Below are 12095 nucleotides of genomic sequence, written 5' to 3'. Positions count from 1 at the left end.
GCAAGAGCATCGACTATTTCTACCAACGATTGGCCTTCAGGTCCGGCTTATTTATACAAGTATTAGCTAGCAAGCTTGATATAAGTTAATACTTTGACAAAAGTGATACATGTGAGTAATCTGGCAACCTAATGGAACGACGATTTGCTAAGGAAGCATCATGTTGTCACTGACCTCACCCACTCTGATTGCCGTGTTGCGAAGTATGTTGGCGCGCTACGGCAACCCGCAAAGCGATATGCTGCCTGCCGCGGGGACCCCCGAGCGAGAAAGCCTGGTCGATTCGGTCAAACGTCGCTTTGGCCTGACGGACGCCGACGTACTTTCTGATTCTTCTATTACCGTGGATGAGTGGGCAGACGCGTTGAACGAGCGTGGTGACATTACCCACTTACAGTTATTCGATAGCGACATCGGCGGCGCGTTCAGCCATCGACTCCAACGTCAGCATCGCTACAGTGCGGCGTCGCTGCTGCAAGAAGCAGAGGCGCTCGCGACGTTGTTTGATCAGGACGGGCAGCCAGTTCGTAGCGTGGTGAGTTGGCTATCGGCACAGACGGCCGCAGGTTTTATGCTCGGTGCGCTGCTTCCGCAGCTGGCGGGCTGGTCGTCGCGCTCTCTCTTTGATCATGCCAACGCGCTTTGGGAACTCAATGCGGGTGACATCATGGTGACCAGTGCAGACCGCTGGTGTCAATTGGCGCAGCGGCTTCCCTCACTGCCCATGAACATCACGGCCGTCTCGACCTCGACATTGGATAAGCACACCTACCGTGCGCTACTGGCGAAAGGCGTTGCGCACATCATCGAACTGCACTGCCAGCCCGGTTTGGGTGTGCTGGCCGCACGTCGTTCGCCTCAAGCGCCCTTTGAGTTACTGACCCACTGGCACCCAACCGAGAGCGATGACTATCTCTTGAGAATGATGAAGGGCGGAATGCCTGAAGAGGTACAGCTAGCCGAGCCGTTGCGCTGGGTGGGAGCTCGCCACTTCTTACCCGGCCTAGCCGAGCCGAAGACCGAGCGCTTGGTCTTGGCAGAGGAGCAAGCTGCGAGTATGTCCCCTGTTTGGCGGTTGTCGCAGCACAGCGATAGCTCGGGGGCGAACGCCGCCTAGGCTGCCCTCCGTCATACGATTGCGTGGGGAACGAAGCACGACGTATCCTTGGTGATACGTCCCACGTCTTCGCGAATACCCATGCCACAAGCGCGGTCGCCCACCACCCAGCTACCGATGAGTGCGTGTTTATCGCCAAAGCGAGGCAGCGGCTGATAGGCCTGACGAATCCATGGGCTATCGGTGTAAGGGCCGCTCACGCTCTCCGCTTGCCCGCCCGGCGTAACTAGGCTGACGTTGCTTCCTTCCCGCGAAAAGAATGGCTTGCGCACCCAGCCGGGTGCTAGCGCCGAGTGACTATCCTTCTCGAAATAGGCCGGTAGCAGGTTGGGGTGCCCTTCGTACTCTTCCCACAACAGCGGCAGAATTCCTTTATTGGAAAGAACGGCTTTCCAGGGTGGCTCGAACCAGTGGGTGTTGAGCTGCGTGACGGCCTCACCAAAGGCTTCTACCGCCATCTCCTCCCACGGGTATAGCTTGAACAGCGCGGCAATCGGCTGGTCGTCCAAATCGACGAAGTGCTCGACTCCCGGCGCTACGCCGATGTCTTCGATGTAAATGAACGGCGCCTGCAAGCCCGCTTGTACGGCGATGTCTTGCAAGTAGTGAACGGTGGCTCGTTCTTCGTCGCTGCCTTTGACGCAAGAGAAGTAGAGCGTACGATTCGGAAGACGATCGCCAAGATGCGCCATGGCGTTGAGCAGACGCTCTTGTATCGAGTTGTACTGGTCGGCATGGCGGGGCAGGATGTCTTGCTCGATGGCTTGTTCCAACCACACCCACTGGAAAAAGCCCGCTTCATACAGCGAGGTGGGCGTATCGTAATTGAGCTCCAAGAGCTTCGCAGGGCCGTCGCCTGAATAGGCAAAATCCATACGCCCATAGAGCGGCGGCTGTCCGCTTCGCCAGGAGTGGTGGATGATGTCCCACATGTGCTCAGGAATCGCGAGACGCTGCATCAAGGCATTGGAGTGACACACCTTATCCACTAGCGCCATGCACATCTCGTGAAGGGCTTCGGTGGGTGCTTCGATCTCTCTCTCCACCTGTGCCAGGGTGAACTGGTAGTAGGCGTCCTCTTTCCAATAGGGCTCGCCATCGATGGTGTGAAAATGAAACCCCAGCTCTTTGGCCAGGGCTTTCCATTGCGGTCGTTCAGAGACGTTGATGCGCAGCATGGTGGCTCCCAAACGGTGGTCAATACCCCAAAATGCTAGGAACCCCAAGAGGCCGATCGTGTGCCCAAACCGCGACGGGTCGTGGCTTGGCGGTTTTGCACCACCGAGCTGCGCAGGGCCTCGTTGCGCTGATTGACCCGTTGCGTCGCCTGGCTGGCCGCAGCATTCCAGTTGCCCTGGTTTTGGCGGTTACGGTAGACCGGCTCTTGATACACGCGCTCGAACGAGCGCCCTCGGCTGGTATTCGCCAGCATATTACCGACCATATAGCCCATCATGGCAGGCATGAACCAACTGCCGCCGCCCGCGGCCTGGGCCTGTTCGTCGGTGGGGGCTGCGCAGGCGCCCTCGCCGTGTTCGGCTTCGCAGGCTTCCAGAGTATCGAAGCGGGGGACGGACGCCAACGAGGCCTCGTAGGCGTCTTCGCAGGCGCTGCGGGTGTAGACGTTGGCGGCCACGCACTCCTTGACGCCCTGATAGCTTCTAGGCTCGTCGAAGCGCACGTCGGTCAAATGCTCATCTTCGGCGGGCTGGGTGCAGGCGGTCAAACCGAAGGCGCTCGCGCCCATCATCGCCAGCGAGAGGCGCGCGCTGCGCTTACGGCGGGGCAGGTGGGTAGGTTGGGTCTGCTTTTCCATGAGAGCGCTCCGTTACCAGGTCATTGAAGCCGCGTTGATCAGGCCCACGGCAATCGAGATGCTGCCGACCAGCGTGCCGTAGGCCTGGTGGCCTTCGGTGATGTGCTGAGACAAACTCTCGCCCTGACGACGCAGAAACAGTTTCAGGCCAAAGAAGGTGGCGATCTGCACGCCGAACGCCACCACGCCCCACAGTATGAAGTCGAGATAGCTAATCGAGTGGGCCATGGCGCTGTAGAGCGGGAGGGTAAAACCCAGGATAGAGCCGCCATAGGCGGTGGCCGCCGCCGCATTGCCTGCTCGAATCAGCGCCCACTCATGGTGAGGGGTCAGGCGACTATAGCAATACATAAACGCCACCAGCAGCGCGAGCGCGCCGAGCAGGTAGGCAAAGAAAGAGGGGAGTCCTTGTAAATAGTGCAGCATGGCGATGAGCATCCTTGTGGTTAATGACGTGCGGTCAATCAACAGCCGACATTGTGACATAGCTTAGCGGAGGCGCGGGCATTACCGCCCCTCTTTCGTTGTCGACGCTATACGTGGTTAAAAAACGTCTTTATGACAATTTCTTAATACTAAAGGCTAATAGATGAAACGTGTCACCCGCTTAGAATCCCGCGATGCTTGGTATTTTTACCTAAATTCACCGTGTCGTATCGCTTGATACCGCTCTTCGTGCCCGTGTTGGGCACCGCTTCAGACGCGACCGCACCGAAGGACTTTCCCCCATGCATGCCCTAACCCTGGCATCGTTTCTGTTTTTTACGGGCCTGGTGGCCTTTGTCACGTGGCGCATCACACGGCGTGACGATCATCGCAGCACCAGTGGTTATTTTCTGGCAGGCCGAACGCTGACGTTTCCACTGATTGCAGCGTCCATGCTGATGACCAACCTCTCCACCGAGCAGATGGTGGGGCTGAACGGTTCGGCCTTCACCGACGGCTTGAGCGTCATGGCCTGGGAAGTGATCGCCGTCATTGCGTTGGTGGCATTGGCGCTGTTCTTCCTGCCGCGCTTTTTGAAAAGCGGTATTGCCACGCTGCCGCAGCTGTTGGCGATTCGTTTTGACACGGGCACACAGCTGATTGCCAACGTCATTTTCCTGATTGCGTACGCGGTGGTGCTACTGCCGATCATTCTTTATTCCGGTGCCATTGGTCTTCAGGGCATGCTGGATTTACAGGGCTTGACCGGCATTGGCTCCAGCACGGTGCTGCTCTGGGCGACGGTATGGGCGGTGGGGCTGATTGGCGCGGTCTACGCGCTGTTTGGCGGCCTGCGCACCGTTGCCGTTTCTGACACCTTGAACGGTGTCGGCCTGCTGATTGGCGGTTTCATCATCGTTTACTTCGGCTTACAAGCGGTCAGCGGTGGCAGTGGTGTGATGGAGGGCTGGAGCATTCTAAAAGAGAGTGATCCTAGCAAGTTCAACTCCCTCGGCGGGCCGGATCAGCAGGTGCCGTTCTCGACCATTTTTACCGGCGTGCTGTTGCTTCACCTTTTCTACTGGACCACCAACCAGCAGATCATTCAGCGCACCTTTGCCGCGAAGAACCTGGCAGAAGGTCAAAAAGGGGTGCTGCTGACCGGCTTTTTCAAGCTGTTGGGGCCGCTGTATCTGGTGATGCCCGGCATCATCGCCTACCACTTGTATGCCGACCAGGGTATTCGCGCGGACGAGGCTTACGGCCACTTGGTCTTCAACGTGTTGCCGCCTTACCTGACCGGCTTCTTTGCGGCGGTGATGGTCGGGGCGATTCTCTCCTCGTTTAACTCCGCGCTGAACAGCACCACGACGATCTTCAGCCTGGGGATCTACAAAGGCGTGCTGAAAAAGGACGCCACGGAAGAGCAGGTGGTGAAATCCGGCAAGGTGTTTGGCTGGATCATGGCGATTACCACCATGATCATTGCGCCGCTGCTGGCGGGCCAGGAGAGCCTGTTTGGCTACCTGCAGAAAATGAACGCAATCTACTTCATCCCCATTCTTGCCGTGGTGCTAGTTGGCCTGCTGACCAAGCGCGTTCCGCCGATGGCTGCAAAAGTCGCGCTGGTCGGGGGCTGTTTGCTGATTGCCGCAGGCTACTTCGTGCCGCCGTTCAACAAGCTGCCGATGGTAATGCACGAATTCCACTTCGTCGCGGCGGTGTTCGTGCTGCTGGTGGCGGTGATGCTGGTGATCGGTAAGCTGCGCCCTCGTGCCACGGACTGGGTGCAGGAAGACTCCGGCGACGTCGATCTCACACCGTGGAAAGGCGCGGTGCCCACCGGTATCGTACTGGTGATCCTGGTGGTGATCATGTACGCCTCCTTTGCAGGCGGCTGATCACGCCAACATTTGAAAGTAGCGTTCAAGAAAAAACACCCACGCCCCGCACTGCGGGGCGTGGGTGTTTTTGGTGGGCCATTTTAAAGAATCGGCTAAGCGGCGTGGTAGGTGGTGTCGAAGCGCTTGCGTAGCTCGTTCTTTTGTACCTTACCCATGGTGTTGCGCGGCAGCGAATCGACGAAAAAGACCCGCTTTGGCTGTTTGTATTTGGCCAGCCGCCCGGCGAGATGATCCAGAATGGCGGCTTCATCCACCTGCTCGCCTGGCTGGGGCACCACCACGGCGGTGACGCCTTCGCCGAAGTCGGGGTGGGGCAGGCCAATTACGGCAGACTCGGCCACTTGCGGCAGCTCATCGATCACCTGCTCGACCTCTTTGGGGTAGACGTTATACCCGCCGGAGATCACCAAGTCTTTATCTCGGCCCACAATGTGCACGTAGCCCTGCTCATCGACCATGGCGAGATCGCCAGTGATGAAAAAGCCATCCTCCAAAAGCTCTTCACGGGTCTTTTCTGGCATGCGCCAGTAACCAATGAACACGTTCGCGCCGCGAATTTGCAGCATACCGATCTCACCCTGTGGCACCTCTTCGCCGGTTTCCCGGCTGGTAATACGCATCTCGACCCCCGGCAGCGGCATGCCGACGGTGCCCGCTCGGCGTGCGCCGGTGTAGGGGTTAGAAATATTCATATTGGTTTCGGTCATGCCGTAGCGTTCGAGAATGGCGTGGCCGGTTTTGGCTTCGAACGCTTCGTGGGTTTCCGCGGTGAGCGGCGCCGAACCCGACACGAACAGGCGCATCTGGGCGGTCACTTCGGGGGTGAGGCGTGGGTCTTGAACCAAGCGGGTATAGAACGTGGGGACCCCCATCATCACGCTGCCTTTGGGCAGTTCGTCGAAAATGACATCCGCATCGAATTTGGGCAAAAAACACATACTGGCCCCGGCCATCAGCGTGACGTTGCACGCCACGAACAGGCCGTGGGTATGAAAAATAGGCAGCGCGTGGATCAGCCGATCGTCGGCGCTAAAGTGCCAGGACGAGACCAGCGTTTCAGCGTTCGAGGAGAGGTTGCGGTGGGTCAGCATGGCGCCTTTCGAGCGCCCGGTAGTGCCCGAGGTGTATAGAATCGCCGCTAAATCCCGTTCGCCCAGCGTGACGATGTCGTCTCGGGGGGCACTTTGCTGCGCTTTCTCCATCAAGCTGCCATCGGCATCGGTGCCCAAGGTTTCGACCGCCGGGCAGCCGGTATCGCGGGCTATGGTACGGGCGGTGTCGATATCGGCGGGCCTGCAGACGAACAGGGCGGGCTCGGCATCGTTCAAAAAATAGCGGATTTCATCGCCGGTATAGCCGGTATTGAGCGGTAAATAGACGCCCCCAATGCGCAGGCAGGCGAGGTAGAGCAAAATGGCTTCCGGACTTTTATCCACCTGCACCGCCACGCGGTCGCCTACGTTCACGCCTAGCGAGGTCAGCGCTCCGGCAAGCTGGGCACTTTCATTCAGCGCGTCTTGGTAACTGTAGTAGCGGCCCTCGCGGGTGGTGATAAAGGGGGCGTTGCCACGCTCGCGCATGCGCGCGGCAAAGGTATCGAATAAGTTGTGGTTCATTTGGTGGTCTCTCCCTTGGCCAGCTTGCGGGCGCGGCGAGCGAGGTCGCGCACCTCGCTCGAACAGGCAACGGTGGCCTTTGCGGTATAGTTTTCATGATTGCGCTCGATATCGTCGAGCACGTAGAGGTAGTTCACCATCAGCCCTGCCGCTTGTTTCATTCCCTTGGTCGAGACATCGCCCAGCCAGTTGATGCGATGCAACTCGGCACCGTTGCCCAGGTGGAAACGCGCCACTGGGTTCAGCGGCAGGCCGTGACGATTCTTCTGATCGACCAGATAGTGGGCCGCGAGGGGGCGAATGGCGGTTTTGAGGCGCTCTTCGCGGGCTTTATCCTGCTGCCAGTTGGGCGTCTCCAACGCGTCGAGCGCCTCGCGGATAGGCTCGGGCCACTGATCTTCCTGCTGCTGTTCGGCCAGCCACTGGGCGAAGCCGGGCACCGGGGAGAGGGTAACGAAGTGCTTGAGCTGGGGGAGCTCCTGACTCAATTCCTGCACGACTTGTTTGATGAGGAAGTTGCCAAACGAAATGCCGCGGAGCCCGGTTTGGCAGTTGCTGATACCAAAGAAGGCGGCGGTATCGGCATCATCGGGGTCCGCCAAGCCATCCTCTTCCCCTGCCAAAATCGGCTGTATGCGGCTGGGCAATCCTTTGTGCAGCGCTACTTCCACAAAAATGAGCGGCTCGTCGCCAATCGCGGGGTGAAAAAATGCGAAGCAGCGGCGGTCTCGGGCATCCAGTCGCCGCCGCAGATCGTTCCAGTCCTGAATCTCATGCACGGCTTCATAGCGGATGATTTTTTCCAGAATGGACGCTGGGGTATTCCAGTCGATTCGCTTGAGCATTAAAAAGCCGCGATTGAACCAGGAGCCAAACAGGTGCGCAAAATCATCGTCGATAGGCGCTAAGTCAGGCTCCTCGCGCAGCAGTTGCAGCAGATCTTCGCGCATTTTGACCAGGTCATAGGTGCCGTCGGTGGCGAGGTTCAAGCGCCTAAATAGCTCCTGGCGGCGCGGCTCGCAAGCCTCGAACAGCGCTTGAAGCGTGTGGTTGTCGCGGGCCTGTTGATAGGCTTGGTAGGCGCTATCGATCTGCTTGGGTTCAGCGGCAAAGTCGTCGGCCAGGCGCTTAAAAAACGCGCGCTTTTCCCCTTCCGAGAGCCGCTGGTACAAGGCCAGTGCGCGGCTGGCCAGCGCGATGCTGGAGGCCTCGCCGTCACTGGCCAGCAGCGCTTGGCAGGCTTTGACCAGTTGATGATGGTCGGGCGTCAGTGTTTCTGGATGTTTTCGCCGTAACAGCGCGTCGCGCTGGGTGATGCTGTTAAACATCTCTTGGAGAAAAGTCATGTTCACGATGCGTCCCCCGTTAACCCATGATCAGGTTGGGTAGCCATAGCGCAATACCTGGGAATAGGCAGAGAAGCAGAATGCCCAACACCATGCACAGTGCGTAGGGTAGGCTGCCCATCAAAATATCCCGCAGCGAGATATCGGGTGCGATACCTTTGATGATGAACAGGTTGAGCCCCACCGGCGGTGTGATCAGGCCGATTTCCAAATTGATGGTCAGAATCACCGCGAACCAATAGGGGTCGAAATCGGCCGCCAAAATGATCGGTAGCAGGATCGGCGCGGTCATCACGATCACGGCCACGGGCGGCAAAAAGAAACCTGCCACCAACAAAAACAAGTTGATGACGCCCATCAGTACCCAGCGATTCACCTCTAAATCGGCAATGGCGGCCGCTACGGTCTGGGTAATGAACATCGACGAAAGCGCGTAAGCGAATACTTCGGCAGTGGCAATCACTAGCATGATCATCACGCTTTCCCGCAGCGAGTCGCGCATGATTAGCTTGATGGGGCCAAGCTGCCACATCCGATAAATCAAAATCGCCAACGCCAAACAGAGGAATGCGCCGACACCTGCGGCTTCCGAGGGTGTTGCCACGCCTCCGTAAAGGGCGAACAGAATACCCGCGACGACGCCTAAGAAGGGCAGCACTCGTACGAGCGCCTTCATGTTGCTATCGACGTTCTGTTTGATGTTCTCTTTCAGTTTTTCAGCAGAGGCCGCCAGCGGGTTGTTGTAACCCCCGGCCAGCTTGCAGGCTATCATGGTCCAGATCATGAACAGGCCGGCGAGCATGAAGCCGGGCACTACCCCGGCAATGAACAGGCGGCCAATCGAGGTTTCGGTCGAGATGCCATAGATGATCATGGTGACCGAGGGGGGAATCAAAATCCCCAATGTGCCGCCTGCTGCAATACAGCCCGCCGCCACGCCGTCGGGGTAGCCACGAGTGCGCATTTCAGGGATGCCCATTTTACCAATGGCGGCGCAGGTGGCCGGGGAAGAGCCCGAGAGCGCGGCGAAAATGGAGCAGGCCCCGATATTGGAGACGGCAAGGCCTCCAGGCAGACGACCCATCCATAGGTCGAGCGAGCGGTAAAGATCGCGCCCGGTTGGAGAGGAAGCCACTGCTGCGCCCATCAGAATGAACATCGGGATCGCCACGAAGCCAAACTCGGCGATGCGATCAAAAAACGTTTCGCCAAAGTAGGTGAGTTCCGGCAATCCCCGGTCGTAGAGCAGCGCCAGCAGCGACACGCCGCCCAACGCGAACGCAATGGGGGTGCCAATCGCCATCAGTACGATCAAACCGACGGCGACGATGATGCCTAGTGTAATGGGATCCATGGTCAGCCCTCCCCGCGCATGATTTCAGCCACGTACTGTAGCGAGAGCAGCGTGGCTCCCACGGCCATGGGCAGAAGAGCAGGCCACAGTGGCGGGTTCCACACCGAGCCGGTGGTCCACTCGCCGTGCAGCGCTTCGAACACGTACACCCAAGAGGCGTAGGCCAGCGCCGCGCAAAACAGCAAGCCAAACAGCGATGCCACCAAACGCATGGCTTTTTGCGCCAGGCCGCCAAGGGCATCCGGCACGATGGTGATCGCCACATGGCCGCCAGTCATCAGGACATACGGGCTGCCCATCAGCATGGCGCCAGTCACCGAAAAAATCGTGAATTCCGTCTGCCAGCTCGTGCTCATGCCCAACACGTAGCGAATGAACACCATTTGGCAGATCACCAAAACGCCCGCCACGAACATGGCGCAGGCCAAGTAAGCCGACACGCGCGATAGCGTATCCATCAGGCGGATGTAGCCGCCAAGAACCCCACTGCGCAGGGCAGGGGGGTGAGTGGTTGAAGTTGCCATAGTTCCCTCGTCAAGCTCAGCAAGCAGCGGACAAACGTGGCCACTCAACGAGTGGCCAGCACGGTCAAATAGCAAGCGCCTTACTCGACGGCGAGCGCCGCATCGATGATGGCCTGACCGTTGGGAACGTTATCGGCGAAGTTTTTGTAGGAGGTGTCGCGGGCAATTTCGAGCCAAGCGTTGTAGTCATCCTCGCTCATGCTGACCACCTCGACGCCATTCTCTCGGTACACGTCGACCATCTGCTGGTCGATGGCAGCCGCCTCTTCTGCGAAGTAGATCTCGGCAGCCTCGCCCGCTTCCATCAGCGCGGCCTGCTGCTCTTCGGTCAAGCCCTGCCACACCTGTTCGGAGATCAAGATGGGCTCGTACATGAACCAAAGGGCAAACTCGCCGGGTTCGGTCAGACACTCCACCTGCTCATACAGACGGAAAGAGACGAACGACATGGAGGAGGTGTTGGCGGCGTCCAAAACGCCGGTTTGCATGGCGGTATACACCTCGGATGAAGGCATGGAGGAGATCGACGCCCCGGCTGCTTCCAGCATCTCTTCGAACGCAGGTCCCGCCGCACGGATGTTCTGCCCTGCGACCGTTTCCGGTGAGGTGATGCACTGCTCGCTGGAGGCAAAACCGCCCGACAGCCAAGCATCCGCGAGCACGCGCGCACCGCCATCGAGGATGACGTCTTTGATCATCGTCATGTACTCGGAGTCGTTCAGCCGCTGGGCGTGGGCCTGGTTACGTACTAGCCCCGGCATCAGCGTGGCAGAGAATTCCGGGTGGCGACCGCTCGCGTAATCCAGCGGCAGCGAGGTGATGTCCAGGCGGCCCCGGGCGATGGCACCCCACTGCTCGCGCGCTTTGAACAGCGACTGGCCGGGATAGACTTCGATGGTCAAGCCGACATCCGCATCGGCAACGTGGCGGGCCATCATTTGCACCATTTCATCGCGAATATCGCCCTGACCACCAGGGAACTGGTGCGACGCTCGCAGTACGGTACCGGCACTGGCGTGGGAGGCAGCAATGGCGAGACCGAGGGCCGCAGCGGTGGGTAGTAAAAAGCGTTTCATGTAGCGTCTCCAACCGTTGTTGTTGTGTTTTTGGATTAACGTTGTGTGTTTGGATTGGCATTGTGTGTTCATCAGGCGAGCTGATATATATTTCAATAGCGGTTATGTATGCTAATGTCAAATTTATGCCATATTAATGTCATCGCCTGCGGCGTTATTGAAGGAGGTACTCGATGGTGGATACAAAGCGCTCTAACGCACAGCGGCTAAGAGACTCGTTAGAAGATGACATCATTAACGGACGGCGTGCTCCTGGTGAGCGGCTAGACCCAGAGGCCCTAGGACGAGAGTTCAACGTCTCGCGCACGCCGGTACGCGAAGCGTTTCAGCAGTTGGTTGCCAGCGGGCTAGTCACGGTCTCGCCAAAGAAGGGTACGTTCGTCGCTAAGGTAGGGATCGATCAGCTCATCGAAATGTTCGAAGTGATGGCTGAGCTTGAGGGCATGTGTGGCCGCCTGGCCGCGCGGCGCATCAGCGACACTGAACTTGCGGCGCTCAAGGATGCGCACCAACGTTGCGAAGCGGCAGCATTGGCGGGCGACACGGATGAGTACTATTACGAGAACGAAGCGTTTCATGACTGTATCTACACCGCTAGCCACAACACGTTTCTAGCCAGCGAAGCCCGCCAGCTCAAGCAGCGCCTGAAGCCTTACCGCCGTTTACAGCTCCAGGTACGCCAGCGCATGCACAACTCGCTCCATGAACACCAGACGATCGTCGACGCCATCGAGCAGGGCGACGCAGCCCAGGCCCAGCAGGCGCTCTGCGACCACGTGCTGATCCAAGGCGAGCGGTTCAGCGACTTCGTTGCCAGCGTGCGCCGTATGGAAGCGCCGATGGAGCGTACGGGCTAACGCCGAGCCCAAGCACCCTCGTCATGTCTTTATCGGTGGGGTGATGGTCATTGCCGACA

General features: G+C 58.7%; 11 protein-coding genes. 3 read left to right on the top strand and 8 right to left on the bottom strand.

The window, feature by feature from the left end:
- Positions 1-160 precede the first annotated feature (160 nt).
- Entirely contained in the window at positions 161-1117 is a 957-nt protein-coding gene (locus tag GYM47_RS15440; protein WP_194928576.1) for a hypothetical protein, read from the top strand.
- 11 nt (positions 1118-1128) lie between these two features.
- On the opposite strand, the gene GYM47_RS15435 is transcribed toward GYM47_RS15440, so the two are convergent.
- From GYM47_RS15435 to GYM47_RS15425, 3 genes are read right to left on the bottom strand one after another with little or no spacing between them, the layout of a single operon-like run.
- The gene (locus GYM47_RS15435; protein ID WP_153843036.1) at positions 1129-2295 is read right to left on the bottom strand and encodes a glutathionylspermidine synthase family protein; all 1167 of its coding nucleotides are present in this window, start codon (positions 2293-2295) and stop codon (positions 1129-1131) included.
- A gap of 35 nt (positions 2296-2330) precedes the next feature.
- Positions 2331-2933: a DUF1190 domain-containing protein gene (locus GYM47_RS15430; RefSeq protein WP_153843037.1), complete on the bottom strand. Its 603-nt coding sequence runs from the start codon at positions 2931-2933 to the stop codon at positions 2331-2333.
- A gap of 12 nt (positions 2934-2945) precedes the next feature.
- The gene (locus tag GYM47_RS15425; RefSeq protein WP_139525792.1) at positions 2946-3359 is read right to left on the bottom strand and encodes a DUF350 domain-containing protein; all 414 of its coding nucleotides are present in this window, start codon (positions 3357-3359) and stop codon (positions 2946-2948) included.
- Between the two features lie 302 nt (positions 3360-3661).
- Here GYM47_RS15425 and GYM47_RS15420 point away from each other — a divergent pair, with 302 nt between their 5' ends.
- A complete protein-coding gene (locus tag GYM47_RS15420) occupies positions 3662-5260 on the top strand; it encodes a solute:sodium symporter family transporter (protein ID WP_153843038.1) in 1599 nt (532 codons plus the stop codon).
- A gap of 95 nt (positions 5261-5355) precedes the next feature.
- Here the strand turns inward: GYM47_RS15420 and GYM47_RS15415 are convergent, their stop codons facing one another.
- The 5 genes from GYM47_RS15415 to dctP all read right to left on the bottom strand — a co-directional run bounded on the left by GYM47_RS15415 (position 5356) and on the right by dctP (position 11179).
- Positions 5356-6879 carry a malonate--CoA ligase gene (locus GYM47_RS15415; protein WP_153843039.1) on the bottom strand — a complete coding sequence of 508 codons (1524 nt, stop codon included), beginning with the start codon at positions 6877-6879 and terminating at the stop codon, positions 5356-5358.
- Positions 6876-8231, bottom strand: coding sequence for a malonyl-CoA decarboxylase (locus tag GYM47_RS15410; RefSeq protein ID WP_139525789.1), 1356 nt, complete (start codon positions 8229-8231; stop codon positions 6876-6878). Before GYM47_RS15410 ends, GYM47_RS15415 begins: the two co-directional genes overlap by 4 nt.
- 13 nt (positions 8232-8244) lie before the next feature.
- Positions 8245-9579, bottom strand: coding sequence for a TRAP transporter large permease (locus tag GYM47_RS15405; protein WP_139525788.1), 1335 nt, complete (start codon positions 9577-9579; stop codon positions 8245-8247).
- Between the two features lie 2 nt (positions 9580-9581).
- Positions 9582-10103, bottom strand: coding sequence for a TRAP transporter small permease subunit (locus GYM47_RS15400; protein WP_153843040.1), 522 nt, complete (start codon positions 10101-10103; stop codon positions 9582-9584).
- An 80-nt stretch (positions 10104-10183) separates the two neighbouring features.
- The gene (dctP, locus tag GYM47_RS15395; RefSeq protein WP_153843041.1) at positions 10184-11179 is read right to left on the bottom strand and encodes a TRAP transporter substrate-binding protein DctP; all 996 of its coding nucleotides are present in this window, start codon (positions 11177-11179) and stop codon (positions 10184-10186) included.
- Positions 11180-11352: 173 nt separating this feature from the next.
- Between dctP and GYM47_RS15390 the strand changes: the two genes are divergently transcribed.
- The gene (locus GYM47_RS15390) at positions 11353-12036 is read left to right on the top strand and encodes a GntR family transcriptional regulator (protein WP_139525785.1); all 684 of its coding nucleotides are present in this window, start codon (positions 11353-11355) and stop codon (positions 12034-12036) included.
- Positions 12037-12095 lie beyond the last annotated feature (59 nt).

The organism is Vreelandella piezotolerans (assembly GCF_012427705.1).
In the GTDB taxonomy this organism is placed as follows: domain Bacteria; phylum Pseudomonadota; class Gammaproteobacteria; order Pseudomonadales; family Halomonadaceae; genus Vreelandella; species Vreelandella piezotolerans.
This window is presented reverse-complemented; position numbering and strand designations above follow the sequence as displayed.

Excerpts from the sequence above, each read along its gene's own strand:
- GYM47_RS15440 (WP_194928576.1), top strand. The coding sequence starts at position 161 with ATGTTGTCACTGACCTCACCCACTCTGATTGCCGTGTTGCGAAGTATG.
- GYM47_RS15435 (WP_153843036.1), bottom strand. The coding sequence starts at position 2,295 with ATGCTGCGCATCAACGTCTCTGAACGACCGCAATGGAAAGCCCTGGCC.
- GYM47_RS15430 (WP_153843037.1), bottom strand. The coding sequence starts at position 2,933 with ATGGAAAAGCAGACCCAACCTACCCACCTGCCCCGCCGTAAGCGCAGC.
- GYM47_RS15425 (WP_139525792.1), bottom strand. The coding sequence starts at position 3,359 with ATGCTGCACTATTTACAAGGACTCCCCTCTTTCTTTGCCTACCTGCTC.
- GYM47_RS15420 (WP_153843038.1), top strand. The coding sequence starts at position 3,662 with ATGCATGCCCTAACCCTGGCATCGTTTCTGTTTTTTACGGGCCTGGTG.
- GYM47_RS15415 (WP_153843039.1), bottom strand. The coding sequence starts at position 6,879 with ATGAACCACAACTTATTCGATACCTTTGCCGCGCGCATGCGCGAGCGT.
- GYM47_RS15405 (WP_139525788.1), bottom strand. The coding sequence starts at position 9,579 with ATGGATCCCATTACACTAGGCATCATCGTCGCCGTCGGTTTGATCGTA.
- GYM47_RS15400 (WP_153843040.1), bottom strand. The coding sequence starts at position 10,103 with ATGGCAACTTCAACCACTCACCCCCCTGCCCTGCGCAGTGGGGTTCTT.
- dctP (WP_153843041.1), bottom strand. The coding sequence starts at position 11,179 with ATGAAACGCTTTTTACTACCCACCGCTGCGGCCCTCGGTCTCGCCATT.
- GYM47_RS15390 (WP_139525785.1), top strand. The coding sequence starts at position 11,353 with ATGGTGGATACAAAGCGCTCTAACGCACAGCGGCTAAGAGACTCGTTA.